The organism is Rathayibacter sp. AY1C1, assembly GCF_002932105.1.
Taxonomy (GTDB): domain Bacteria; phylum Actinomycetota; class Actinomycetes; order Actinomycetales; family Microbacteriaceae; genus Rathayibacter.
In genome coordinates this window covers 1-23,676 of record NZ_PSWH01000041.1, presented here as the reverse complement: position 1 = coordinate 23,676, position 23,676 = coordinate 1, and the positions used below count along the sequence as shown (strand labels likewise).

Genomic DNA, 23,676 nt, shown 5'->3' with positions numbered 1-23,676 from the left:
GGGTCGATGCGTCACGAACGGTCGTCACGAACGGCCCCTCTCCCGCGCCCGTGACGACCGTTCGTGACGCATCGACCCCGGTGGGCGCCGCGGAGGGCAGCGACCCGGGTCGCACCGCCTATGCTGCCCGGATGCGCAGCGCGACCGGGGGGATGGTGGTCGCGTCGTTCGTCTCGCGGATCCTCGGGTTCGTCCGGCTGGCGCTCCTGATCGTGGCGGTCGGCGGCACGAGCGCGTCGGTCGGCGGGCAGGTGTTCGAGGTCGCGAACTCCGCGCCCACCTACCTGTACGGGCTCATCGCGGGCGGGGTGCTCGGCGCGGTGCTCGTGCCGCAGATGGTCCGGGCGCGGGCCGACGGACCGGAGGGCGTGCGGACCCTCGAGCGGCTGCTCACCGTCTGCCTCGGCGGAGCGGCGCTCCTCACGGCCGCCTGCACGCTCGCGGCGCCGCTGATCGTCGGGCTCTACGCCGGGGGCTGGTCGGCCGACTGGGCTCTGCTCGCCACCCAGATGGCCTACTGGTGCCTGCCGCAGATCTTCTTCTACATCGTCTTCGCCGTCTTCTCGCAGCTGCTCAACTCCGCCGAGAAGTACGGGCCGGGCGCGTGGGCGCCCGCCTGCGCGAACGTGATCTCGGTGCTCGGGATCGCGGTGTTCCTCCTGATCCACCCCGAGGCGGCGTCGACACCCGCCGACGAGTGGACGCCGGAGATGGTGGCGCTCCTGTGCGGCACTGCCACTACGGCGATCGTGGTGCAGGGGGTGATCGCGGTCGCGTTCTCGCGGTCCGTCGGCGTCCGCCTGCGGCCGCGCTTCGGCGTCGCCGGGCTCGGCGGAGTGTCGCGGGACGCGGTCTGGGTGTTCCTCGGCGCCCTCGTCGCAGAGGTGTCGTACATCGTCGTCTCGAACGCGGCGACGGCGGCCGGCCAGGCCATGAACCGCGCCGGCGTCGACGGGCCGAGCCTCAACTCCTTCTCGAGCGCGCAGCTGCTGCTCCTGCTGCCGCACGGCATCCTGGTCGTCTCCGTCGCCACGGCGATGTTCACGCCGCTCAGCCGGGACCTGCACCGCGGCGATCGGGCGGCCGCGGCGGTGAACCTCCGACGGACCGAGGACGCGGTGCTCGCCGTCACTCTGCTCGCGACGCTCCTGTTCGTCGCGGCGGCGCCACTGCTCACGCAGCTCGTCTTCGGCACACCGGTGATCGGCGGAGTCCTGCAGCTGCTCGCCCTGAGCCTGGTCGGCTTCAGCCAGACCTACGTCCTCAACCGGGCGATGTTCGCGCTGGGTCGGGCCCGCGACTCGCTGGCGACCCAGGTCGTCTCGGCCGTCGGCGTCGCGGTGGGGGCGCTCGTCGGCGGGCTCCTCCTGCCTGCCGAACTCGTCGTGCCGGCGATCGCGGGCGGCACCGCCCTCGGGACCACGGCCGCGTGGGCCCTCGCCCACCGGCTGGTCCGGCGCCGGATCGGCGTCGTGCCGCAGCCGACCCGGGACCGCCGCGCCGCTCTCGTCGCGGCGCTGGTCACAGCCTGCGCGTCGGTGCCGCTCGGCCTGCTGCTCGCCGTGCCCGCCGACCGCCTCGCGGCCGGCGCCGTGCTGCTGCCGGTCGGACTCGCGATCACCGCCCTGTTCGTGGTCGTGCACCGGGTCGTCGGCGGGCGCTGGCTCTGGTCGCTGGTGCTCGCGCCGCTCTGAGGGGCTGCGCGTGTGGTCCCGCAGCCCCGACCCTCAGTGCCCCGCGCCGAGGTTCCCGGCGAGGCGGCCGTGCATCCGGGTGGAGGCGTCGTTCATGCCCTCGATCACGGCGCGGGTGCCGTGGCGCTCGTACTTGGTGGTGACGGCGTCCAGCGCGGCGACGGTCGAGGCGTCCCAGATGTGGGAGCCGGAGAGGTCGATCACGACGTGCGCAGGGTCCTCCGCGTAGGAGAACTGCGTGGTGAGGTCGTTGCTGGAGGCGAAGAACAGCTCGCCGGTGACCGTGTAGTGGGCCGTCGATCCGTCGGCCGAGAGGGTGCGCTCGACGGTGGCGAAGTGGGCGACCCGGCGGGCGAAGACGACCATGGCGGCGAGGACGCCGACGACGACTCCGATCGCCAGGTTGTGGGTGAGGACGACCACGACGACCGTGGCGATCATGACGACCGTCTCGCCCACGGGCATCCGCTTCAGGGTCGACGGGCGGATGCTGTGCCAGTCGAACGTCGCCACCGAGACCATCACCATCACCGCGACCAGCGCGGCCATCGGGATGATCGCGACGAGGTCGCCGAGCGCGACGACGAGGATCAGGAGGAACACGCCGGCGAGGAAGGTCGAGATGCGGGTGCGCGCGCCGGACGCCTTCACGTTGATCATCGTCTGGCCGATCATCGCGCAGCCGCCCATGCCGCCGAACAGGCCGGAGAGCACGTTCGCGGCGCCCTGCCCGAGCGACTCGCGGGTCTTGCGGGAGGGGGTGTCGGTGATGTCGTCGACGAGCTTCGCGGTCATCAGCGACTCCAGGAGTCCGACGAGCGCCATCGCGACGGCGTACGGCGCGATGGTCGTGAAGGTCTCCCAGGTCAGCGGCACGTTCGGCACGAACAGCTCGGGGAGGCTGCGGGGCAGCTCGCCCTGATCGCCCACGGTGGGGACGGCGACCGCCGTGACGACGACCGCCGCGGTGATCAGGACGATGGCGACGAGAGGCGCCGGAACGGCCTTCGTCAGGCGCGGCATCACGACCATGATCACGATGCCGACGGCGACCAGCGGGTAGACCAGCCAGGGCACGCCGATCAGGTTGGGGATCTGCGCCGAGAAGATCAGGATCGCCAGCGCGTTCACGAATCCGACCATCACGCTGCGGGGGATGAAGCGCATGAGCTTCGCCACTCCGAGCAGCCCGAGCACGATCTGGAGCACGCCCGCGAGGATCACCGTCGCGATGAAGTAGTCCATCCCGTAGTCGCGGGCGACGGGGGCGATCACGAGGGCGACGGCGCCGGTGGCGGCGGTGATCATCGCGGGGCGGCCGCCGAGGAACGCGATCGACACGGCCATCACGAACGACGAGAAGAGGCCGACCCGCGGATCCACGCCCGCGATGATCGAGAACGAGATCGCCTCGGGGATGAGCGCGAGCGCGACCACGAGGCCGGCGAGGACCTCGCGGGTCAGGATGCGGGGGGTGCGCAGCGCCGTCATCACGGTGGGCTCGGCGTGAGGGCGGGCAGGGGTCTTCGAGGCGAGGGCCATCGCGGCGGCTCCAGGGAGTGGGAGGGGTGCTCGACGAGGAGCGCGGAGGGCTGCGGCATCGGGTCGGCGGAAGCGGGCGGGGATGCCAAGCTTGCAGAGGCGTGTCAGCAGCACGGGCAACCCTACCCTCACGTAAGGGTAGATCTGAAGGGGTGAGCAGGATCGGCACCATGCACATCGGCGAGCTCGCCGAGCGGACCGGCCTCTCGCTCCGGACCCTGCGCCACTACGACGAGATCGGCCTCGTGAAGGCGTCCGGCCGCACCGAGGGCGGCTTCCGCCTCTACACGTCCACCGACTACGACCGCCTGATCCTCATCCGCCGCATGAAGCCGCTCGGCTTCTCGCTGGAGGAGATGGCCGCGCTGCTCCGCGTGATCGACACCCTCGAGGCCGAGGGCGACGACGCGCCGGCCGAGGTCCGCGCGCAGCTCGACGCCTTCGTCGCGCAGGCCCGCGAGCGCCGCGAGGCGCTGAGCGCCCAGCTCGCGATGGCCGACGAGTTCGTCGAGCTGCTCACCAGCCGCTGAGCCCGGCCACCTGCGCGATCGATGCGTCGCGAACGGCTCCCCTTCGCCTCCGATGACGACCCTTCGCGACGCATCGGATCCCGGGAGCGCGGGAGAGCCGCTCAGGTCGCGCTCGCGTCGGGCAGCTGCTCCGGGCAGTCGCCGCCCGGCTCGGTGGCGAGCTCGAAGTGCCAGATCTCGTTCGCGTAGATCTGACAGAGCCCGTAGTCGGTGCCGTGCTGCGCGAGCCAGCTGTCCGCGTCCGTGTAGCCGATGTCGACCGCGCCGCCGGTGAGGTGGGCGGAGGAGGTGACGGATGCGACGCGGCAGCCGCGGCCCGACGGCGGCCGTCAGCCGCGCGGGCCGCGGGCCAGCAGGGCGTGCAGCAGCGGCAGCGCCGACGCGATCATCAGCACCGTGCCGAAGCCGCTGTCGTCCGGGCGCACGACGGCGCCCGCGATCAGCAGGCCTGCGAACAGCACGGCCGAGATCACGCGGCGGACGGTGCCCTCGAGCCGGTTCAGCCGGCGCTCGATGGTGGGGACGGTGACCGCGAGCTCGCCGTCGTCGAGGGTCGTGACGAGCTCGTCGAGCCGGCGCGGCAGGCGCCAGATCAGGCCGAGCGTGTCGACGGCCTGCTTGCCGACGTCCTGCACGACGGAGCCGCGCTCCTCGCAGATCAGCTGCTGCGCGTAGGGCTCGACCGAGTCCCACAGGTTGAAGGCCGGGTCGAGCGCGCTGCAGACGCCCGAGGTCAGCGACATCGCGCGGATGACGAGCAGGAAGTTCTCGGGGAGCTGGAACGGCAGCGCGCGCACGACGTCGCCGAACTGCACGGCGAAGTCGCGGAACTCGCGCGGATCCACCTCCCGCAGCTCGGCGAAGCCCATGCCGCCGAAGCGGGCGAAGAGCTGCGTGAGCGCCCGCTCCAGCTCGCGGGAGTCGGCCGAGGGGAGGAGGACGCCGACCGCGCGGGCCGCGTCGACGAGCCCCTTGCCGTCGCGGGAGGCGGCGGCGATCAGCATCCGGCGCAGTCCCGCGCGGGTGCTCGGCGGCACCTCGCCCATCATCCCGAAGTCGATGAAGGTGAGGCGCCAGGGCAGCTCGCCCCCGGGGGTCGGCGTGACGAAGACGTTGCCGGGGTGCGGATCCGCGTGGAAGTAGCCGTTGGTGAAGAGCTGGTCGAACATCACGGCCGCGAAGACCGGAGCGACCTCCCGCGGATCGATCCCGGCGGCCAGCAGCGCGGCGTGGTCCGTGATCTTGATCGCGGTGACGTCCTCGAGCGTGAGGACCTTGCGGGTCGAGCGCTCCCAGACCACGTCCGGGACGGCCACCCGGGCGTCGCCCGCGAAGTCCGCGGCGAAGCGGACGGAGTTGGCCGCCTCCTGCAGGTAGTCGATCTCCTCGAGGCTGGTGACCGCGAACTCCTCGACGAGCGCCGGGGCGTCGACGCGGTCCGAGACCAGGCGCACGTGGCTGAGCCAGCCGCCGACGCGGCGCAGAGCCGCGAGGTCGACCTCGACGATCTGGTCGATCCCCGGCCGCTGCACCTTCATGATGGCCGCGGAGTAGCCGGTGTCCTCGGCGTCGGCGGGGGAGAGCCGGGCGCGGTGGGCCTGGCCGAGCGAGGCGGCGGCGACGGGCGACTCGTCGACTCCGGCGTACGCGCGCTCGAGCGGCAGCCCGAGCTCGGACTCGGCCAGCGCCCGGATCCGCGGGAACGGGACGGGCGGGACCTCGTCCTGCAGCCCCTCCAGCTCGCGCGTGATCTCGGGCGGCAGCACGTCCAGGCGCGACGACATGAACTGGCCGACCTTGATCATCAGGCCGCCGAGATCGACCGCGAGCACGTGGAAGCTGCGGGCGAAGCGGCGCATCCGGCCGGGCCGGGTGCGGAGCGCGACGCGCGTGAGCCCCACCCGCGGCAGGAGCAGGTCGAAGAACCAGGTGACCGCGAGATGCCACGCGGCGAAGCGGAGGATCCGGCGGTAGCGCCGCCGGTCCTCCCGCTCTCGGTGGCCCGGGGCGGCAGGACCCGGGCTGACCGAGGCCACCCGGGTCAGTCCTGCGCGAGGATCGCGTACAGGCGGCGGCGCACGTCCTCGAGTTCGGCGACGGCCTTGCGGATCTGCTCGGGGGTGCCCGAGCGTCCGACCTGGGCCGCGGCCTGGGCGAGCTCGAGGCCCGCCTTGGGCAGGGCGCCGAAGTCGACGTGGTCGGAGTCGTTCCACGGGGTCGAGGTGCCGTGCTCGGCGACCGTCGCGCGGCCGGCGTCGGTCAGCGTGTAGGTCTTGCGGCCGTTCTGCTCGTCGGCCGTGATGAGGCCCTCGTCCGCGAGGAGCTGGAGGGTCGGGTAGACGGAGCCGGGGCTCGGCTTCCAGTCGCCTCCGCTGCGCTCCTCGATCTCGCGGATGATCTGGTAGCCGTGCATGGGCTGCTCGGCGAGGAGCGCGAGCACCGCGGTGCGCACGTCCCCGCGGCCGACCCGGGAGCCGACGCGCTTCTCCATGCGGGAGCGGGCCTGCTCCATCGCGCGCCAGATGCTCTCGATGGGCGTGCCGGTGCCGAACGCGCCGGTCGATGACGATCCGTTCATGATGACCTCCTGTTTCTCCGAACGATACTCAGCGATATGGGTGGCGACTGTGAACGACTGCCGCGCCGGCTCAGAGCTTCGCGAGCTTCGCCCGGGCGACGAGGAACAGCCCGTACATGACCAGTCCCGCGCTGACGAGGGTCAGGGCGATCGTGCCGTACGGAGGGACGTCGAGGAAGTGGATGGCCCCGTCGAGCCCGGTCGCCTGGCGAGCGTCGCCGGTCAGCGCCGCGACCACGAAGATCCCGCCGGCCAGGCCCAGAGCGAGCCCCTTCGTGATGTAGCCGGTCGCGCCGAGGATCAGCACTGCCGTCCCCGTCGGGCCCTCGGGGATGCGGACGAGCTTGCGGAAGCCGCGCCGGATCCCGATCGCGACGAAGCCGATACCGCTGCCCAGCACGATCCCGCCGACGATCACGAGGATCACGACGCCGACGGTGCTCGTCAGCAGCTCGGTGTTGATGCGGCGGATCGTGGCCGAGGAGCTCGTCGAACCGCCGAGGGCGAAGACGAGCGTGGTGCCCGCGAGCGTGAGCGAGGCGAAGCCCTTGCCCGACTCGACGATCCGGCGGCCCAGGCGGGCGGGGAGCCCCGGCGCGGAGGAGCGCCCGCCGAGGGAGAGCTGCCAGAGGCCGAGCGCGACCAGCCCGACCAGCGCGGCCCAGACCACCACGAGCCCGACGGGGGAGTCCGCCATGCGCCCGATCGCCCCGGACGCGTCCGCCTCCCGCGAGGTCTCGTCGCTCACCGCGACGCGCAGGGCGAGGCCGCCGATCAGGAGGTGGATCAGTCCGTTGACGGCGAAGCCCGTGCGGGCGAGGCGCCGGAAGCGCCGGGTCCGGACTCCGGCGCGCGGCGACGGCACGCTCGCAGTGGACATCGCGCAACCCTCTCATCCCCGGCGCCTCCTGACCCGCCGACGCGCGCGTGGCAACCCTCTCCCCGGCCCGGGTGCCCTTGTCGTGTGATGGAGGTGCGGTGCAGTTCGCGCCGCAGCAGGACGAGAGAAGGAACCCCATGCGTGCACGCCGACGTCGCGCGGGCGGTCGCCGAGGGCCGAGGCGGGGCGGACGTCCCGGACCGGTCCCGGGCAGGGGGGGGGCGGCGACGATGACCGGAGCGACGCTCCTGGTCCGCCGCCCGTCGAGCCCGGCCTCGCGGGTGCTGGTGCTCCACGCGACTGCGGTCGAGCTGGAGCTGCTGGTGGCCGCGCTGCTCGGGCTCGCCGAGGAGACGCCGTGCCTGGACGTGCGGGTGGCGGCGAGGTCGCGGGCGGCGCTCCTGCTGGCGACCGTCGATCCGGAGGCGGTGCTGCCGCTGGCAGAGGCGCGGCGAGTCCGCGTCGAACTCCGCCGCGAGCGCGAGGAGCTGGAGCGCGGCGGGATCGGGTGCCGGCACGTCGTCGAGGCGCGGGCCGGCGGTCGGTGAGGGGATGCCGGGATGTCGGCTGATCGGCGTCTCCGCGGTGCTGAACGGGGGGTGCCCTGATCCGTGTGCGAGCGGGCGGCTGACCTCAGACTGGGGAGGCCGCTCTCCGCAGCGACTCCGCGCCTCCCTCCCGATCCGACAGGACCCGGCATGCCGCTCAGCTCCGACCGCCCCGCCGTCGCCGATCCGCGGCGCCGCTCCTTGGTGCAGGCCGCGTGGGCCGCTCCGGTCGTGATCGCCGTCGTCGGCGCTCCCGCCGCGATGGCGTCGACCTCGGCGGCTCCCACCCTCTACGTCTTCTTCACGGGCGTGGGCGATTCGGGCGACGTCTTCCTGGAGCTCCTCGCCGGCGACGGGACGCCGCTCCAGCAGCAGTTCGAGTTCCAGGGCGTTCCCCGCGGCACGGACGCCTGGGTCACGGCTTTCCGACCGAGCACCGACGCGTCGGGGATCTTCCGGGCGCGGATCCCCGCCACGCTCACCGCGGCCTACTCCGCCCTCCGTATCGTCGTGCGGGTTCCCGGATTCGCCGAGCCGCTGATCAGCCAGGTGCAGAGGCTGCCCTTCGAGGCCTGAGCGCGGGCATGTGTACGGCTCGAGGCCCGTCCGACAGCGCCGCCGCTCACTTCTCCCGTCGGCGGCGACGCTGTTGCAGGACCGCGACCGCCGTGAAGAAGGCGGCGGAGAGGACGAGCAGCGCCGCGACTCCGACGAGCAGGAGTCGGGCGGCCACGAGGAACTCCTCCATCGGAGCCTCCAACAGCAGCATCTGGATCGCCGCGACCGCATGCACCAGTGCGATCCCGCAGAGGATCCGCCCGGTGTTCGCGATCCACCGCCACCCGTCGAGGTCCGGATGCGGCCGCTCGACCTCGGCCTGCTTCGCCTCGAAGTCCGCGATGAGCTCCCCGAGATCCCCGAGGTCCAGCGGCGACTCCGGCGGAAGCGCCAGCAGTCTCCGCAGGCGCTCCTCCGTGCTCGCTCCGGTCCGCTCCATCACTGCGACGAAGAGCCGGCGCTCGCGAGCAGTCGTCCACCCGGGCACGAGGACGCCCCAGCGGCCGGCCTGATCGTCGTAGCCCTCGTCGCGATAGGTCTGCGCGAGCAGCTGCCGCGCCTCGAGGGCGAGCGGATCCGCGTCGATCCGCGAGCGCAGCTCGCTCCGCCGCGCTCTGAGCCGACGCCGCTCGTCGGCTTCCGCTCGATCCATCCGGTCAGTATGGCGCCCCGCGATCGCTCCCGGCCGATCCGTCGAGCTCACCGACCAGAAGACGCGGCTCGGAGGAGGGATGTGGCGGTCGGACGCCCCTCCTAGCGCCCGTCGAGACCCACCTGCCGGGCGTCTAGAGGGCCGCAGGCCTCGTGATGAAAGTTGTCTCCAGGTAGGGCAGCTCGGCGCGGGCGAAGACCGCAGTGAGGACGCGGTCCTCGAACGCGACGCCGAGGCCGACCACGAGGGCGTCGGTGTCCACGCGCATCCCGTCGCGCGCCACGCCGTCCACCAGGACCGGGACGCCGTGCTCGACGGCCGACTCGGTCACGGGCCCGAGCAGGTCTCCCGGCAGGCCGCCGCGCACCCGCTCGTTCCGGAACTGATTGATCAGCACGTACTCGAGGTGCTGCACCAGCGCCTGCTCGGGAGTAGCCCAGGGCCCGTCGGGGTCGAGGGGCACCGTGGTCCTCACGGCTTCCCAGAGCATCGGGTGCCTCATCTGCTCGCGGACCTTCATCAGGCTGTCGGGGAGCGGCCGACGCGGCGGCCCGTCGAGCTCGGCCCGCAGGTCGTCGTCGAGGTCGGCCAGGTTCACCGGATCGCTGCGGTCGTCCGGATTCCGCCACAGAGCGTAGGAGAGGGATGCGGACTCGAGGTGGGTCCGCCCCTCCGACGTGGTACTCACGGTCGAGACGCCGAGCTCTTCGATCGACGGCTGAGGCGTCAGCGCGAAGAGGGGCCCGCCGAAGCGTGCCGTCACCTCGTCGGGCGTCGGAAGCTCGAACTCCTCGGACGGTCCAGGATCCACCACGAACATGCGCCTCAGCCTGCCCGCGGCCCACGCCGCGTGCAACGGCTGCGCGCGATCCGACGCGCGGCCGTCGCGACCGGTCCGGGGGAGCGTCCCAGCCCGCCCTCCTCGAGGGAACAGCACCGCCCCGTCAGCAGCAGCCGCAGGCCTCGGAGTCCTCGCTCGTGAGCGCGGCGATCGGCGTCGTGCAGGTCTCGCCGCGCCAGGCCTCCAGGCCTTCGCGGACGGCGACCGCGGCGATCACGAGGCCGGCGACGGGGTCGGCCCACGTCCATCCGAGCGTGCTGTTCAGCAGCAGGCCCACCAGGACGGCGGCGGAGAGGTACGAGCAGAGGAGCGTCTGCTTCGAGTCCGCGACGGCCGAGGCCGAGCCGAGCTCGCGGCCGGTCCGGCGCTCGAGCAGGGAGAACGCCGGCATCACCAGCAGGCTGACGGCGGCCAGCACGATGCCGACGGGGGAGTGCTGGGCCTCCGAGAATCCGAGCAGCGCCCGGACCGAGTCGACGGCGACGAACGCGGCCAGGCCGAGGAACGAGACGGCGATCACCCGCAGAGCGGTGCGCTCGCGCGCCTCCGGATCGCGGCCCGAGAACTGCCAGGCGACGGCCGCGGCGGAGAGCACCTCCACCACGGAGTCGAGGCCGAAGGCGACGAGCGCGGTGGACGAGGCGACCGTCCCGGCGGCGAGGGCCACGATCGCCTCCACCACGTTGTAGCCGATGGTCGCGCCGACGATCCAGCGGATGCGCCTCTGCAGCACGCGGCGGCGGGCGGGGAGGAGCGGAGTGCGCAGGGCGGTCATGCGCAGCGGCAGTCGTCGCCGGAGCAGCAGTCCGGATCGACGACCAGGGCCAGGCGGAGCAGGTGGTCGAGCGCCCCGGCGATCCGGGTCTCGGCCAGCCGGTACCAGGTGTACCGGCCGTCCTTCACGGCTTCGACCAGCCCGCATCCGCGGAGGCACGCGAGCTGGTTCGACATCACCTGCCGAGAGACCCCGAGCGCGTCCGCGAGGTCGGAGGGGACGGCCGGAGCCTCGCGCAGCGCGAGCAGGATCCGGGACCGCGTCTCGTCGGCCAGGGCGGATCCGAGGCGCGCGAGAGCAGCGGAGTGGGTGAGGGTCGCGGTGGCGGGCACGGGAGCGACGGTACACGCGATGCTGTATCGAGCGCGAGGGCGGTGGTCTCTCCTCGAACGTGCGAGCCCCCCCCTCCTGCTCCCCCCGTCGGGTGGGCGGACGGGCCGCACTGCCGCGGATCCCCGGGGCCGGCCTCCACGGCGCGCCGCGTACGGCCCGTGCGCCGTGCCAGGATCCCCTTGATCACGGCGCCCGTCCGCCGCTCCGCCGCTCGGTCTCCTGGAAGGGCCACGGACCCGCCTTGCTCGATGCCACGACCCTCCGCGTCGCCTTCGGGGTCACCGCCCTCACCCTCTTCCTGCTGTTCGCGCTGGTCACCTACCGGTCGACGCGCTCGTCCTTCAGCTTCTGGTGGTGCACGGCGCTCGCGCTGTTCATGGGCGGCTCGCTCGCCTACCTCCGCGACGGCACGGCCGACCAGGTGTGGGCGAATCCGCTCGGGAACGGGCTCATCGTGGCCGGCGCCGCCGCGGTCTGGGCGGCGAGCCGCTCCCTCCGCGGCCGACCGACGCCGTGGTGGCTGGTGGTCGCTCCGACCGTGGTGGTGACGGGCGTGTCCAGCCTCGACTCTCCCGCCGTCAACGACTGGTCGGGAGGGCTGCTCTACCTCGCCTCGATGGCGCTCCTCATCGGCCTGTCGACCCGCGAGATCACGCTGCTCGGCGCCGGGCGCTCGCGCACGCGCTGGCCGCTGCTGCTGAGCTCCGGCGCCCTCTCCCTCTACTACGCGCTCCGGTTCGCCGTGTTCCTGGCCGCGGGGCTGCGCAGCGAGCTGTTCGCGACCTGGTTCGGGACCCCGACCACCACGCTGATCACGCTGGTGCTGCTGGTCGTGGTGTCGTTCAGCATGGCGTCACTCAGCGGCGAGCAGGTCGCGCAGATGCTCACCGCCGGCGCCGCCCGCTCGCGGCAGGAGCTCGCCGACGGCGAGAGGGTGCAGCGGCGGCTCGAGCCCCGCTCGGTCCCGGACCTCCCGGGCTACGACGTCGCCGGCGCCTGCGTGCCCAGCGGGACGGTGAGCGGCGACTTCTTCGACTGGCGCTGCACGCCCGACGGGCTCGCCGTCACCGTCGCCGACGTGATGGGCAAGGGCGTCGGCGCCGCGATGATCGCCGCCACGGTCCGCGCCGCCCTGCGCGTCACCCCTCCCGCCCTCGGCCCGGCGGCGACGATGGCGCTCATCGACCGGGTCGTCGAGCCGGACCTGTCGGCGAACGACGCGTTCGTCACGCTCCTCCACCTGCGGCTCAGCGCCTCGACCGGCGACATCGCCCTCGTCGACGCCGGGCACGGACTCGGGATCGTCTGCCGCGCCGACGGCTCGCGCGAGCGCATCCCCTCCGCCCACCTGCCGCTCGGCCTCCTCGGCACGCAGGAGTGGGAGCCGACCGGCCTCCGGCTCCACCCCGGCGACCTGCTGCTGATCTGCAGCGACGGCGTGCTGGACCTCTTCGACGGCTCCCTCGCCGCCCTCGACCGGGTGGCCGACGCGGCCGTCGCCGCCCCCGCGACCGCCGCCCCCGCGACCGCCGCCGCCGCGGTCGCCGGCGTCACCCGCCTGGCGGCCGAGGGGCTGCTGGCGGACGACGTTACCGTGGTCGCGATCCGGCGGACCTCGGGGAGCTGACCCGGCCTCAGCCCCGCCCCGCCTGCAGCCGGAGCCCGGCCAGCAGCAGGTCGAGGCCGGAGCGGAACACGTCGAGGTCGTCGTGCGTCGCCATGACGTCGGCCGCGTGGTGGCCGAAGGGGAACTCCTCCGGATCGAGGGCGCGCCAGCGGTCGGCCAGGTGCTCGAGGAACTCGCCCCTCTCCATCCCGCTCTCGAGGAACTCGCGGGGCGGCGGCTGCGCCAGGTCGGCCGCGACTCCGACGACGTAGCTGACGATGGACGACACGGCGTGGAACCGCTGCCGGGGCGTCAGGTCGAGAGCCATGAGCTGCTGCCCGAGGCGCTCGTACATCGCCATCGAGTTGGGCTGCACCCCGGTCGTGCGGAGCATGTAGAGGCCGAACCAGGGTCGGCGGACGCACTCGTCGAAGAGGGCCAGTGCGACGGCGCGGACGTTGTCGATCGGGTCCGGCCCGTGGGTGAGCGGCTCGCTGTCTGCGAGGACCCGACCCATGACCTCGTCGGTCGCCCGCTCCAGCAGCTCGTCGCGGCTGCCGACGTACCAGTAGATGCTCGCCACGCCGCCGCCGAGTCGGGCCGCGAGCGCGCGGAACGTGAGGGCCGACTCCCCGGACTCGTCGAGGATCGCGATCGCCTCGGCCAGCACGGTGTCGAGCGAGTGCGACGCTCGGCGGCGGCCCCGGGCGGGGGAGGGCGCGGCAGCGGTCTCCGTCGGGCGATCTGCAGGCATGGCTTGCATCTTACCGAACGGCGTTCCATACTATCGAACGCCGTACGAGAGTCGAACGGCGTTCGATAGGAAGGCGCCTCGATGTCCGCTCCGACGACCACCTCCGCCGAGTCCCGCGCTCACACCTCCCTCCGCTCCGCGGCACTCCCGCTCGCCGCTCTCTGCCTCGCGTTCTTCGTCGAGATGGTCGACAACACGCTGCTCTCGATCGCCCTCCCGACGATCGGACGCTCACTCGACGGGTCGACCGCCGGACTGCAGTGGGTGACCGGTGCCTACTCCCTGACCTTCGGCGGGCTGCTGCTGACAGCCGGGTCCGCCGCCGACCGGTTCGGCCGCCGCCGCGTGCTCCTCACCGGCCTCGCCGCGTTCGGGCTGATCAGCCTCGCCGTCGTCCTCGTCACCGACATCGGCCAGCTGATCGCCCTCCGCGCGGCGCTCGGCTGCGCCGCGGCCGCCATGGCGCCCGTCACGATGTCGCTGGTGTTCCGGCTCTTCGACGACGAGAGGCTCCGCATGCGGTCGATCACGATCGTGATGATCGTCGGGATGTCCGGCATGGTCCTCGGCCCCCTCCTCGGCGGCTCGATCCTCAGCACCGTCAGCTGGCAGTGGCTGCTCGTCGTCAACGCCCCGATCGCGCTGCTGGTCTGGATCGGCGTGCGCCTCGGAGTTCCCGCGGACCAGCGCGCCGACCTCACCTCCGGTCGGCTCGACCTGCCGGGGACCGCCCTCACCGTCGCCGCGGTGGGGCTCGGCTGCTACACACTCACCAGCGGAGTCGAGAACGGCTGGCTGTCGCTCCTCACGATCGCCTGCGCCGCGGGGACCGTCGCGGCCGTCGCGGGATTCGTCGTCCGCGAGCGCCGCGCCGTCTCGCCCATGATCGACCTCGCGATCTTCCGCGCCGGCCCCGCGCGGGGAGCGGCGCTCACGCAGCTCGGCGCCTCGGTCGCCTTCGCGAGCGTCCTGTTCGGCCTGATCCTGCACTTCCAGTACGCCTACGGCTGGAGTCCGGTGCGCGCCGGCCTCGCGAACCTGCCCGTCATCGTCACGATGCTCGCCGCCACTCCGATCACCGAGCGCCTCGCCGCGAAGCTGGGGCACCGCGCGGCCTGCCTGATCGGCACCGGGCTCCTGGTCGGCGCGCTGCTCGGGATGTCCTGGGCGGTGGACCGGGGCTACCTCGCGATCGCCGTGATGATGGTCGTGATGACGGTGGGCCTGCGGACGATCATGACCATCTGCGCCGTCGCCCTCGTCGAGGCGATGCCCGCGAACCGCACGTCGATCGGTGCGGCGCTCAACGACACGGCCCAGGAGATCGGCACCAGCATCGGCACGGCCGTCGTCGGCACGCTGATCGCCGCACTGGTGGCGACCACCCTCCCGGCGGGCGCGTGGAGCGCGGACCTCGTCCGGAGCTTCTTCGCGGGTGAGCGGGTCGCCTTCCTGGTCGTGGCGGTCCTCGTCGGCGTGATCGCGACGATCGGCTCGCTGTCACTCAGCGACTCCCGCTCCACCGAGGAGCCGGCGGCGGCCTAGTCCATCGGGTCGCGCCGAGCGTCCTCGAGGTCGGCGATGTCCGTGTACTCGAGGAAGTCCAGCGGCGGGATGTCCGTCATCTCCTCGCTCCAGGAGGGGCGGGCCGGCTGCATGCGGCGCGTCTCGAGCTCGATGTGGGCGATGACCTCCGCGTCGTCCGGCTCCTCCACCTCGCTGCTGTCGATCGGCAGCGACCAGAGCTGGCTCGCCGGCCCGATCAGCAGGTGGGCGTATGCGCGGCCGCCGCCCTCGGTCAGGACAGGCACCGAGACGACGTCCGACTTGTTGACGTCCGCGAGGGCCCGGGCGTACCGGAGGACCGCCTTGCAGGTCAGGTCGCCGACGAGGAGGTGGCCGCTGGAGTAGTGCAGTTTCCGCATGCGTCCAGCCTCCGCGCGCCGCCCGCGGGCCCTCAAGAGGGTTGCCGCGGGGAGGCGGCTCCCCTAATGGGCCCCGAGGTCCCGCCCGATCGGGATCACCGCTGGGGGCGCCCGGCGCTCTCGCGGAGCTCGCGGCCGTCGGCGACGTCCTCGGCGTGCTTCTCCGCCTTCTTGTCGCTCTGCCGGGTGTCGCGGGGCGGGAGCTGGATGTGCTCCTCGGCTTCGATGCCGGCCTGCAGCTGGCGGCCGCGCTCGAGCTCGGCGTCGAACTCCGCCCCGAAGAGCAGGGCGAGGTTCGTGATCCAGAGCCAGAGGAGGAAGACGATCACGCCGCCGAGCGCGCCGTAGGTCTTGTTGTAGTTGCTGAAGTTGGCGACGTAGAACGCGAAGCCGGCCGACGCCAGCGCCCAGACGACGAGGGCGAGGATCGAGCCCATGCTGGTCCAGCGGAACTTCGGCTGCCGCACGTTGGGGGACCAGTGGTAAAGGACCGCAACGATCACGACCATGATCGCGATCAGAACCGGCCACTTGGCGATGCTCCACACGGTCAGGGCGACCTCGCCGAGGCCGACGGCGTCGCCGATGGTCTGCGCGACGGGTCCGCTGAGCACGAGGATCAGCCCGGCGATCACGAGCAGGAGGACCGTCACGAGGGTGACGGCGAGCATCGTGGGGCGCAGCTTCCAGATCGGGCGGCCCTCGTCGATCTCGTAGACGCGGTTCATCCCGCGCCCGAAGGCGCCGACGTAGCCGGAGGCGGACCAGAGGGCGCCGAGGACACCGGTGACGAAGGCCAGACCGGCGGCGGGGCTGGAGGTGAGCTCCTGGATCGGGCCGCGGACCGTGTCGAGGACGTCGGCCGACACGAATCCGCCGGCGATCTCGAGCACCGTGTCGGTCGTGGTCTCGGCCTGGCCGAAGAGGCCGAGGATCGAGACGATCGCGAGCAGCCCGGGGAACAGCGCGAGGACGGCGTAGTAGGTGAGGCCGGCCGCGATGTCGGTGCACTGGTCGGCGCCGAATTCACGGAGCGTCTTCTTGAGGACGTAGCCCCAGGAGCGCTTGGTGACCTCGGTCGGTCCGTCGGGCTTGCGGGAGTCGTCGGGGTCGGGCGCGGTGCGGTCGCGCTCGGTGCTGGTCTGGGCCACGGTCGTCCTCCATCTCGAGCGTCTGCGGATCGTCGGGGACGGAAGGACCGCCTGCGATCGCTCCGGCGCCCCGGCGACGCCGTGCTCGCCACCGACCGTAGGAGCGCCGGACGCTCGAGGCAGGACGGTTGACAGCCGCCCGTCGAATCCGGTGGGGGAGGTCTTCCGCCGGCGTCCCGCGGTGGAGCCCGCGCTCAGAGCTGCGCGAGCAGCCTCTCGCACGCCTGCTCGCAGCGGCGGCAGGCCTCGGCGCAGATCCGGCAGTGCTCGTGCATCCCGGCGTGCTGCTCGCAGTCGTCGGCGCAGGCGCGGCAGGCCAGGAGGCAGGCCTCGACGAGGGCGCGGACGGCCGCGGATCCGACGACGCCGCGGCGCGAGAGCACGGCGCCGGTCGCGGCGCACACGTCGGCGCAGGCGAGGTCGGTGCGGATGCAGTGGACCAGCTCGGCGACCGACTCCTCGCCGAGGCACGCGTCGGCGCAGGCGGTGCAGGTGAGCGCGCAGGCGCCGCACGCGTCGATGCACTCGGCCAGGACCTCCGGATCGACGCCGCGCAGCTCCTCGGGGTGGCTCCGGATCATGTCGCTCGTGCTGCTCATGGCGCGTCCTCTCGTCGTGACCCCGGCGGGTCGATCGGTCCGGGCGACGCTACGGGCCCGCCCGCCGCCGAGCGAGGGCCTGGCCAGGCACCGCGGCCGGTGATAGCCGGGCCGTCAGCCCCTCACGACGAAGGCGTCGTGGATCAGGTTGCCACCGGTCGCTGCGGGGTTCCGCGTGCTGCCGCGGGTGATCGTGACGGTGTGGGTGCCGGCGGGCAGGGTCCCGCTGGTCCAGACGGTCTGGGCGGAGCGGGTGGTGGCGCTGTAGCGGTCGACCGAGGCCACGAGGACGCCGTCGAGGCGGACCTCGTTGATCCCGGACGTGCTGGACCGGCGGCTCACCCACGAGACTCCGGTGCCGGTGAAGCGGAGGGTGGCGGAGGCGCCCCCTGTCGACGAGAAGGAGACGCCTCCGCCGCTGTCCGCGGAGGAGGAGGTCGTGGACCAGGTACCCGTGACGGCGACGGCCGGCGAGCCGTTCTGGTGGGTGCCGGCCCCGACGGCGGCGAGCGGAGTCGCGGTGGCGGTCGGCGTGGAGGTCGAGGTCGGCGTGGCGGTGGCGGTCGGCGTGGGCGTGGCCGTCGGCACCGGAGTGGCGGCCCTCTTCGCGAGCACGATGGACGCCGTCGCTCCCTTCAGCCCGCTCGGCCGGAACGTGATCGTCGTCGCGGTGCTCGTCCTGCTCGTCACGCTCAGGGCGGCGCTCGAGGACACCGTGCCCGCGGTCGGCCGCGCGAGCGTCACGGTGAGCGCGCTCGTCGAGACCTGCGTCGGGTCGACCGTCGAGACGGTCACCGTGTCCGCGTCCTCCCGGATCGAGACCAGTCCGGCGCCGGTGATGCTCGCGACCCGGGTGCCTCCGACGAGCACGGGGCTCGTGGTCCCGGCCTTCCACGACACGGCGCTCACGGTGCCGGTCGAGCGGTCGCGGGCGGCGCTCAGCTGGGGGGTGTTGCTGAGCACGGTCACGTCCGGGTCCACCGCGTACGCGGCGGTCGCCGCCTCGGAGGCGCCGGGGAGGACCGTGTACGCGTACGAGGCGCCGGTCGGGTTCGTGCCGTGGCTCGTCGTGAGGGAGTAGTAGTGGCCGGTCACCGGCGCCGTCGGACCGGCGGCGCTCACGGCGCTCCAGGCTCCGGTGCGGGTCCGTCCCTGCGCGGTCAGGGCGATCGGCGACGGGAAGACGTAGCCCACCGACTCCGCGGAGCCGGTGATCGAGGCCCAGCGGGCGGTGCTCGTGGCGGTCGCCTCCGCACCGCGGAGGACGCCGTCGACGCGGAGCCTCGCATCGGGAGCGACGTCGCGGCGGTCGTCGATCACCGTCTCCGCGCGCCGGCGCGCCCCGTCCCAGCCGGTCCCGGACATGTCGGTCGCCGTGATCCCGGAGCCGAGCGCGAGGATCTCGTCGTCGAAGGTGAACCAGGCCTTCTTCGCGACCAGGCTCACCGACGCCGCGTCGAAGTCGAGCGCCGCGATCCCCGTCCGCCGCGACGGGCTCTCGAGGCTCCCGGTGAAGGTCGTCGTCGGGCGGGACGACGCGCCCTCGCCCGCGCTCCGGACGATCGTGTCCTCGGTGGTGCCGGGCATCCGGTACGGGTTCGCCGTGGCCCAGTAGCCGTCGTCGTACTGGCGCCCGCTGCCCAGGTGGAGCGACGTCGCTCCGTCGCCGGTGTACCAGCCGCTGCGGTTCTCGCCGTTGAGCGACTCGTAGCGGGCGATCCGCGTGCTCGACAGGCCGACGGCGAAGCCCGAGGTCGCCGTGGTCCGCGTGAAGCGGTCCATCCCGGCGAAGGCCCGGACGCCCGAGCCGATCGGGGTCGCGATCAGGCCCGTGTCGGCGAGGACGAGCCGCGCGCGCACGACGTCGCTGACGGACCCGGCCGTCTCGATGCTCACGGGGCTGCCGGCGTTGCAGGCCAGCCAGCTCTTCGCCAGCGCGTTCGTCCGTGTCCTGGCCGAGGGAGGGGCGCTGTCGGCGAGGCGCAGCACCGCCGCCTGCAGCTGGACGCCGACGTCGCCGTCCTCCGACTCCGCCCGCGCGGTCTCGCGGCCGCGGACCGTCGACATCACGGCGCCGCACCAGGTGACGGGGGCGAAGGAGGAGGCGAGCCGGTCGTACACGCCGAGCCCCTCCGGGCTCGTGATCTCCCAGCGGGAGCCGTCGAGCAGCGAGTACAGGTCGTCGAGGGTGTCGAGCATCGAGAGCCCGTATCCGCCGCTGTAGGCGAAGACGCTGTGCTGCACGAAGGAGCCGTCGGCGTGGAAGCCGTCGCCGGACGCCACCGTCCTCAGCGCCGGGTCGATGCCGGCGGCCGCCTCCGCGATCTTCGCCGGCTGCTTCAGCAGCACCGCCCGCCCGGCGATCACCGCCGCCGTCCAGACGCGGTTGGCGCCGGTCCGGGTGACGGTGTCGGCGAAGCGCGTCGAGGCCGACAGGTAGGCCTGCACCTGCGCCGCCGAGAGGTCGGGGTAGAGGAGGGCGGTGATGCTGTTCAGCTCGAGCGGGATGCCGATCTGCTGCTCCCACCAGCGGGAGGTGCCGGTGGTGGAGCGGTTGTAGCGGTTCGCCGAGAGCCAGTCGGCGGTCGTGACGACGTCGCGGAGGAGCGCCGGGTCGCCGCTGAGGGCGGTGCCGGGGGTCTTCAGCGCGGTCGCGAGGACGGTGACCCGCTTGTAGGCGGCCCACACCTCCACCGCCGAGGTGCCCGTGACCAGATCGGGCCAGGGCTCGCCGCCGTCGGTCTCGAGCGTCGACCAGTAGCCCTCGGCCTCGGCGACGAGGCGGCCCTTCGCCGCGGCGAGGCCGCCGACGCTCCCGCTTCCCGGGATCGTGCCCGTCAGATCGGCGACGAGGGCGAGGCGCATCGCGTCGTACTCGTCGCCCGCCGAGTCGACGGCGGACGCGGTGGGCGCGGCGGCGAGCGGGAGGATCAGGACGGTCACGAGCAGGAGCGCCGCAGCGAGCGGGCTCCCGCGCCGGGGCGCGTCGGATCGAGAGGGTCGGTTCGTCTCCGCGCGCGATCGGCGGAGGGGACGCGGCTGGGTGGGCACGGGCGCTCCTGAGGCGACGCCCACGAGCCTGCGGGCTTCGGGTGCTCGCGGGTCGCCGGGGGAACGTCGGGTGAAGAGTAGGGGTCCGCTCCGTCCGGCGGCAAGAGGCGGAGGCGAGGACGGCCGGGATCGGCCACCGCCGACGCTCCCGACCGCGCGATCTGCGACAGCCGTACCCCGTGAGGGGTACAGAGGCGCCGAAGGTCCCCCACCCGTCAAGCGGGGCGATACGGTCGGAGGTGCGTGTGCGCTCCGGGGAGTCCCGGCGCGGCGCGCAGGGGGAAGGGGGCACGGATGATCGAGGCCGAGCAGGATCCGCGGCTGGTGGCGCTCGAGGCGCTCGAGATGATGGGGTCGGCTCCGGAGGAGCGCTTCGACCGGATCACGCGGATGGCCGAGGAGCTGTTCCGCGTGCCCGTGGCCGAGATCCACTTCCTCGACGACACCACGCTGTTCACGAAGTCCCCGCAGCGTCCGGACGCCGTGCTCGCCTACCCGCGCGCCGGCACTTTCTGCGACGCGACGCTCGAGAAGCGCACCACCTTCGTCGTGCCGGACCTCGGCGCCGACGAGGCGTGGGCCGGGCACGAGCACGTCGCGGGGTACCCGCACGTCCGCTTCTACGCCGGGCGGCCGCTGTCGGTCGAGGGCGACCTGCAGCTGGGCACCCTCTGCCTCATCGACTTCGTGCCCCGGAGCCTCACCCCGGACGAGCGGCAGCTGCTCGAGGAGTTCGGCGAGTGGGTCGAGCGGGAGCTGCGCGACACGGCGGAGCGCGACCGCGCCGCCGACATGCAGACGCAGATGGCTCCCTCCTCCCTCCACCACCCCGCCGGCTACGAGCTCTCGGGGCTCTCGCTGCCGCGGTGGACGATCACCGGCGACTTCTACAGCTGGCGCGGCGACGACGAGACGGTCGACCTGACCCTCGTGGACGTGATGGGCAAGGGGACGGCGGCGGCGATCGTGGCCGCGTCGATCCGCTCCGCGTTCCGGGCGCGCCTGGGCGGCGACCCCGACGCGGTCGTCAGCGCGGTGAGCGCCCAGCTGCACGACGACTTCACGGCCACCGAGACCTTCGCGACCCTCTTCCACGGGCGCCTCGACACCGCGTCCGGCCGGATCGACTTCGTCGACGCGGGCCACGGGCTCACCGTCCTCCTCCGCGCCGACGGCTCGTTCCAGCGGCTCGCGGCACTGGGCCTCCCGCTGGGCATCGCGGAGGACGGCGGCTGGATCACCCAGACCGTGGAGCTCGCGGTCGGCGACTCGCTCCTGGCCTTCACCGACGGCGTCCTCGACCTCTACGACGGGACGCTGCAGTCCCTGGCGCGCGCGGTCGACCTCGCCCGCGACTCCGCCGACACCGCCGCGTTCCTGCAGGCGCTGAAGGCGCTCGCCGCCTCCGGCTCCGCGTCCGACGACATCACCGCCCTCGTGCTGACCCGCACGGGCGCCGACCGCTCCGCCGAGAAGGACCCCGCATGACGTTCACGACCGAGACGACCGCCCCCGACATCGCCGTGCTGCGGGGGGAGGGGCGGCTCAACGCGGCCTCGGCTCCGGAGCTGCGCTCGGCCGTCCGCCGGGCGATCGACGAGGGCAGCCCCCGCATCGTCGTCGAGCTCAGCGCGGTGACGTTCATGGACTCCTCCGGCCTCGGCGCCCTGGTCGGCGCTCTCAAGACCGCGCGGCAGGCGGGCGGCGACCTGCGGATCGCGGCGCCCAGCGAGCAGGTCGTGATGGTGCTGCAGCTGTCCAATCTGGACCGGGTGCTCACCCTCTTCGACACGGCCGGCGACGCGTACCGTGACTGAGCGCAGCGTCGGGTTCCGCACGCCCCCGGACGACACCGAGGTCGTCCACGAGATGCTCGCCGGGCTCTGGGGCGAGCGGCCGGACCTGCCGGCCCGCGACCGCATGGCCGTCGAGACGGCGCTGGTCGAGCTGGTCGACAACGTCATCCAGCACGCGACGTCGACGACGACGATCGTCTGCCGCCTCGTCGTGCGCGTCGAGGGAGACGCGATCCACGCGGAGCTGGTCGACACGGCCGATCCGCCGGACATCGGCACGGGGCCGCGGGAGATGCCGGACGTCTTCGCGGAGTCGGGCCGCGGGCTCGCTCTCATCCAGGCTCTGACGACCACGTTCGAGCACGAGCGCTCGGAGGGGCGCAACGTCTGGACCCTGACCCGGGCGCTGGACTCCTAGCGACTGGCGCGGATCAGCGGATCGTGTGCGCGGTGATGACCGCGGCGGCACGCGCCAGGTCGTCCGCCATGCCGTTCAGCCCGGGGGAGGCCTTCAGCACCTCCGCGCTGACCTCGTCGTAGCGCTCGTCCACCTGCGCGAGCAGCTGCTCCCCGGAGGCGGTGAGGCGCAGGAGGACGCTGCGGCGGTCCTGCGGGTTGGCGAGCCGGTCGACGTGGCCGGCGGTCGCCAGCCGGTCGAGGAGCGCGGTCACGGCGCCCGTCGAGAGGGAGAGCTCGAGGCCCAGCCACTTCGGCGTGAGGTCGGGCGACTCGCCGAGGACCTCGAGCGCGGTGAGCTCCGAGATGCCCACGCCCACGCCCGCGGCGATGCTCGCGCGGAGGTGCCGTTGCGCGTTCTCGAGCAGGCGGAGCGACTGCCGCAGCTGCACGGCGGGCGCGTCCTGGTCGACGTCGCGCGGGGTCGGTCTCTCGGTGGTCATTCGTCCTTCTCGGGGTAGGGCTGGGGTCATCGTACGGGTCGCCCTCGGGGGTCCCGGCCTGTCACCCGGACAGGGGGTAAAAGAACGATTGCAATGTATCTTGGTCGTCAAGTAACTTAGCGGTCAATCGAGTTCGGCGGATCACCAGCCGGACCCTCCCCCTTCAGCATCAGCCCGCCCCACCCGATCAGGAGTCCTGCCATGTCGACCCACACCGCCAAGTCCAAGCGCGTCCGCTTCGCTCCCCTCGCCATCGCGACGAGCATCGCCGCCGCCGCTCTCCTCTCCGTCTCGATGTCCGGCACCCTGTCCGGCTTCGTCGCGAGCATCTCCAACACCGGCAACACCGCCGCCTCCGGCTCGCTCGTCATGGAGGAGAAGTCGACCGGCGCCAGCCCCATCACCTGCCTCAGCACCGACGGCGGCTCGATCAGCACCAACACCGCGACCTGCGCGACCATCAACAAGTTCGGCGGATCGACCACGATGGTCCCCGGCCAGACCGTCACCACCGCGATCACGTTGAAGAACACCGGCACCGTCAACGCCAACACCTTCACGCTGACCCCCGGCGCCACCTGCTCGCAGAGCAACAACGTCGCGGCCGGCGCCTCCGGCTCCGCCACCGACTTCTGCGGCAAGCTCAACGTCGTGATCACCTCGGGCGGGACCACCGTCTTCACCGGCACCGCCGCGACCCTCGCCGGCTCGGCCGTCAAGACCCTCAACACCGCCCCGGTCACCCCCGGCACCTCCACCCCCTTCTCCATCGCCGTGACCCTCGACTCGTCGGCCACCAACGCCTACCAGGGCCTGTCCGCCTCGCTCCCGCTCACCTGGACCTTCGCGAGCTGATCCCCTCTCCACCCGGCCCGGAGCGCCCCCGCGCGACGGGCCGGGGGAGGAGCGTCCCGCAGCGCTCCTCCTGCACCGCCCCCGAGAATCCCCCTCTCCCCCCGAGAAC

24 protein-coding genes are annotated in these 23,676 nt (G+C 73.0%); 10 read left to right on the top strand and 14 right to left on the bottom strand.

Annotated elements, in window-relative coordinates:
* On the top strand, window positions 1–1,694 hold a 1,694-nt coding region (murJ, locus tag C5C71_RS15400; RefSeq protein ID WP_219814203.1), incomplete at its 5' end, for a murein biosynthesis integral membrane protein MurJ.
* A gap of 33 nt (window positions 1,695–1,727) precedes the next feature.
* Here the strand turns inward: murJ and C5C71_RS15395 are convergent.
* Window positions 1,728–3,236, bottom strand: coding sequence for a SulP family inorganic anion transporter (locus tag C5C71_RS15395; protein ID WP_104338020.1), 1,509 nt, complete (start codon window positions 3,234–3,236; stop codon window positions 1,728–1,730).
* Between the two features lie 170 nt (window positions 3,237–3,406).
* Between C5C71_RS15395 and C5C71_RS15390 the strand changes: the two genes are divergently transcribed.
* Window positions 3,407–3,766 (top strand): MerR family DNA-binding transcriptional regulator, encoded by a 360-nt coding sequence (locus C5C71_RS15390; protein WP_104227142.1) that lies wholly within the window; start codon window positions 3,407–3,409, stop codon window positions 3,764–3,766.
* A 329-nt stretch (window positions 3,767–4,095) separates the two neighbouring features.
* Here C5C71_RS15390 and C5C71_RS15380 read toward each other — a convergent pair whose 3' ends face one another.
* The 3 genes from C5C71_RS15380 to C5C71_RS15370 all read right to left on the bottom strand — a co-directional run bounded on the left by C5C71_RS15380 (window position 4,096) and on the right by C5C71_RS15370 (window position 7,224).
* A complete protein-coding gene (locus C5C71_RS15380) occupies window positions 4,096–5,802 on the bottom strand; it encodes an AarF/ABC1/UbiB kinase family protein (RefSeq protein WP_104338019.1) in 1,707 nt (568 codons plus the stop codon).
* A gap of 5 nt (window positions 5,803–5,807) precedes the next feature.
* Window positions 5,808–6,344 (bottom strand): PadR family transcriptional regulator, encoded by a 537-nt coding sequence (locus tag C5C71_RS15375; protein WP_104224292.1) that lies wholly within the window; start codon window positions 6,342–6,344, stop codon window positions 5,808–5,810.
* Window positions 6,345–6,414: 70 nt separating this feature from the next.
* Window positions 6,415–7,224, bottom strand: coding sequence for a DUF1206 domain-containing protein (locus C5C71_RS15370; RefSeq protein WP_104224291.1), 810 nt, complete (start codon window positions 7,222–7,224; stop codon window positions 6,415–6,417).
* 230 nt (window positions 7,225–7,454) lie between these two features.
* Between C5C71_RS15370 and C5C71_RS15365 the strand changes: the two genes are divergently transcribed.
* Both C5C71_RS15365 and C5C71_RS15360 read left to right on the top strand, forming a co-directional pair.
* Window positions 7,455–7,772, top strand: a complete 318-nt coding sequence (locus tag C5C71_RS15365) for a hypothetical protein (RefSeq protein WP_104338018.1) — start codon at window positions 7,455–7,457, stop codon at window positions 7,770–7,772.
* A 150-nt stretch (window positions 7,773–7,922) separates the two neighbouring features.
* Complete coding sequence (locus tag C5C71_RS15360; RefSeq protein WP_104227139.1) at window positions 7,923–8,348, top strand: hypothetical protein; 426 nt, start codon at window positions 7,923–7,925, stop codon at window positions 8,346–8,348.
* Between the two features lie 46 nt (window positions 8,349–8,394).
* On the opposite strand, the gene C5C71_RS15355 is transcribed toward C5C71_RS15360, so the two are convergent.
* The 4 genes from C5C71_RS15355 to C5C71_RS15340 form a co-directional block, all read right to left on the bottom strand.
* On the bottom strand, window positions 8,395–8,982 hold the full coding sequence (locus C5C71_RS15355) for a hypothetical protein (protein ID WP_104338017.1): 588 nt from the start codon (window positions 8,980–8,982) through the stop codon (window positions 8,395–8,397).
* A gap of 133 nt (window positions 8,983–9,115) precedes the next feature.
* On the bottom strand, window positions 9,116–9,796 hold the full coding sequence (locus C5C71_RS15350) for a hypothetical protein (protein WP_146084496.1): 681 nt from the start codon (window positions 9,794–9,796) through the stop codon (window positions 9,116–9,118).
* 130 nt (window positions 9,797–9,926) lie between these two features.
* On the bottom strand, window positions 9,927–10,598 hold the full coding sequence (locus tag C5C71_RS15345; protein WP_104315489.1) for a cation diffusion facilitator family transporter: 672 nt from the start codon (window positions 10,596–10,598) through the stop codon (window positions 9,927–9,929).
* Window positions 10,595–10,930, bottom strand: coding sequence for a helix-turn-helix transcriptional regulator (locus C5C71_RS15340; protein WP_104234042.1), 336 nt, complete (start codon window positions 10,928–10,930; stop codon window positions 10,595–10,597). The genes C5C71_RS15345 and C5C71_RS15340 overlap by 4 nt, the downstream gene beginning before the upstream one ends.
* Before the next feature lie 242 nt (window positions 10,931–11,172).
* Here C5C71_RS15340 and C5C71_RS15335 point away from each other — a divergent pair, with 242 nt between their 5' ends.
* Window positions 11,173–12,558, top strand: a complete 1,386-nt coding sequence (locus C5C71_RS15335; RefSeq protein ID WP_104338015.1) for a PP2C family protein-serine/threonine phosphatase — start codon at window positions 11,173–11,175, stop codon at window positions 12,556–12,558.
* A 7-nt stretch (window positions 12,559–12,565) separates the two neighbouring features.
* Here the strand turns inward: C5C71_RS15335 and C5C71_RS15330 are convergent, their stop codons facing one another.
* Entirely contained in the window at window positions 12,566–13,291 is a 726-nt protein-coding gene (locus C5C71_RS15330) for a TetR/AcrR family transcriptional regulator (RefSeq protein ID WP_219812210.1), read from the bottom strand.
* 81 nt (window positions 13,292–13,372) lie between these two features.
* Between C5C71_RS15330 and C5C71_RS15325 the strand changes: the two genes are divergently transcribed.
* Window positions 13,373–14,836: an MFS transporter gene (locus C5C71_RS15325; RefSeq protein WP_104269623.1), complete on the top strand. Its 1,464-nt coding sequence runs from the start codon at window positions 13,373–13,375 to the stop codon at window positions 14,834–14,836.
* Here C5C71_RS15325 and C5C71_RS15320 read toward each other — a convergent pair.
* The 4 genes from C5C71_RS15320 to C5C71_RS15305 form a co-directional block, all read right to left on the bottom strand.
* Entirely contained in the window at window positions 14,833–15,216 is a 384-nt protein-coding gene (locus C5C71_RS15320; RefSeq protein ID WP_104227132.1) for a hypothetical protein, read from the bottom strand. The genes C5C71_RS15325 and C5C71_RS15320 overlap by 4 nt on opposite strands.
* A gap of 95 nt (window positions 15,217–15,311) precedes the next feature.
* Window positions 15,312–16,367 carry a YihY/virulence factor BrkB family protein gene (locus C5C71_RS15315; protein ID WP_104338014.1) on the bottom strand — a complete coding sequence of 352 codons (1,056 nt, stop codon included), beginning with the start codon at window positions 16,365–16,367 and terminating at the stop codon, window positions 15,312–15,314.
* Between the two features lie 194 nt (window positions 16,368–16,561).
* Window positions 16,562–16,966, bottom strand: coding sequence for a four-helix bundle copper-binding protein (locus C5C71_RS15310; protein ID WP_104255963.1), 405 nt, complete (start codon window positions 16,964–16,966; stop codon window positions 16,562–16,564).
* Window positions 16,967–17,080: 114 nt separating this feature from the next.
* Window positions 17,081–19,909 carry a polysaccharide lyase 8 family protein gene (locus C5C71_RS15305; protein WP_146084495.1) on the bottom strand — a complete coding sequence of 943 codons (2,829 nt, stop codon included), beginning with the start codon at window positions 19,907–19,909 and terminating at the stop codon, window positions 17,081–17,083.
* A 402-nt stretch (window positions 19,910–20,311) separates the two neighbouring features.
* On the opposite strand from C5C71_RS15305, the gene C5C71_RS15300 reads away from it, so the two are divergent.
* The 3 genes from C5C71_RS15300 to C5C71_RS15290 are packed head-to-tail and all read left to right on the top strand — an operon-like array spanning window position 20,312 to window position 22,231.
* Window positions 20,312–21,505 carry a PP2C family protein-serine/threonine phosphatase gene (locus tag C5C71_RS15300; protein ID WP_104227128.1) on the top strand — a complete coding sequence of 398 codons (1,194 nt, stop codon included), beginning with the start codon at window positions 20,312–20,314 and terminating at the stop codon, window positions 21,503–21,505.
* A complete protein-coding gene (locus C5C71_RS15295; RefSeq protein ID WP_104227127.1) occupies window positions 21,502–21,834 on the top strand; it encodes an STAS domain-containing protein in 333 nt (110 codons plus the stop codon). The genes C5C71_RS15300 and C5C71_RS15295 overlap by 4 nt, the downstream gene beginning before the upstream one ends.
* Entirely contained in the window at window positions 21,827–22,231 is a 405-nt protein-coding gene (locus C5C71_RS15290) for an ATP-binding protein (RefSeq protein WP_104227126.1), read from the top strand. The genes C5C71_RS15295 and C5C71_RS15290 overlap by 8 nt, the downstream gene beginning before the upstream one ends.
* A 13-nt stretch (window positions 22,232–22,244) precedes the next feature.
* On the opposite strand, the gene C5C71_RS15285 is transcribed toward C5C71_RS15290, so the two are convergent.
* Window positions 22,245–22,712, bottom strand: coding sequence for a MarR family transcriptional regulator (locus tag C5C71_RS15285; protein ID WP_104224277.1), 468 nt, complete (start codon window positions 22,710–22,712; stop codon window positions 22,245–22,247).
* A 201-nt stretch (window positions 22,713–22,913) separates the two neighbouring features.
* Here C5C71_RS15285 and C5C71_RS15280 point away from each other — a divergent pair, with 201 nt between their 5' ends.
* On the top strand, window positions 22,914–23,567 hold the full coding sequence (locus C5C71_RS15280; protein ID WP_104224276.1) for a hypothetical protein: 654 nt from the start codon (window positions 22,914–22,916) through the stop codon (window positions 23,565–23,567).
* Window positions 23,568–23,676 lie beyond the last annotated feature (109 nt).

Bases quoted from the DNA above. Each gene is read 5' to 3' on its own strand.
- C5C71_RS15330 (WP_219812210.1), bottom strand. From the start codon at position 13,291: ATGCCTGCAGATCGCCCGACGGAGACCGCTGCCGCGCCCTCCCCCGCC.
- C5C71_RS15320 (WP_104227132.1), bottom strand. From the start codon at position 15,216: ATGCGGAAACTGCACTACTCCAGCGGCCACCTCCTCGTCGGCGACCTG.
- C5C71_RS15310 (WP_104255963.1), bottom strand. From the start codon at position 16,966: ATGAGCAGCACGAGCGACATGATCCGGAGCCACCCCGAGGAGCTGCGC.
- C5C71_RS15325 (WP_104269623.1), top strand. From the start codon at position 13,373: ATGTCCGCTCCGACGACCACCTCCGCCGAGTCCCGCGCTCACACCTCC.
- C5C71_RS15355 (WP_104338017.1), bottom strand. From the start codon at position 8,982: ATGGATCGAGCGGAAGCCGACGAGCGGCGTCGGCTCAGAGCGCGGCGG.
- C5C71_RS15365 (WP_104338018.1), top strand. From the start codon at position 7,455: ATGACCGGAGCGACGCTCCTGGTCCGCCGCCCGTCGAGCCCGGCCTCG.
- C5C71_RS15300 (WP_104227128.1), top strand. From the start codon at position 20,312: ATGATCGAGGCCGAGCAGGATCCGCGGCTGGTGGCGCTCGAGGCGCTC.
- C5C71_RS15370 (WP_104224291.1), bottom strand. From the start codon at position 7,224: ATGTCCACTGCGAGCGTGCCGTCGCCGCGCGCCGGAGTCCGGACCCGG.
- C5C71_RS15345 (WP_104315489.1), bottom strand. From the start codon at position 10,598: ATGACCGCCCTGCGCACTCCGCTCCTCCCCGCCCGCCGCCGCGTGCTG.
- C5C71_RS15285 (WP_104224277.1), bottom strand. From the start codon at position 22,712: ATGACCACCGAGAGACCGACCCCGCGCGACGTCGACCAGGACGCGCCC.
- C5C71_RS15360 (WP_104227139.1), top strand. From the start codon at position 7,923: ATGCCGCTCAGCTCCGACCGCCCCGCCGTCGCCGATCCGCGGCGCCGC.
- C5C71_RS15390 (WP_104227142.1), top strand. From the start codon at position 3,407: ATGCACATCGGCGAGCTCGCCGAGCGGACCGGCCTCTCGCTCCGGACC.
- C5C71_RS15375 (WP_104224292.1), bottom strand. From the start codon at position 6,344: ATGAACGGATCGTCATCGACCGGCGCGTTCGGCACCGGCACGCCCATC.
- C5C71_RS15280 (WP_104224276.1), top strand. From the start codon at position 22,914: ATGTCGACCCACACCGCCAAGTCCAAGCGCGTCCGCTTCGCTCCCCTC.
- C5C71_RS15395 (WP_104338020.1), bottom strand. From the start codon at position 3,236: ATGGCCCTCGCCTCGAAGACCCCTGCCCGCCCTCACGCCGAGCCCACC.
- C5C71_RS15295 (WP_104227127.1), top strand. From the start codon at position 21,502: ATGACGTTCACGACCGAGACGACCGCCCCCGACATCGCCGTGCTGCGG.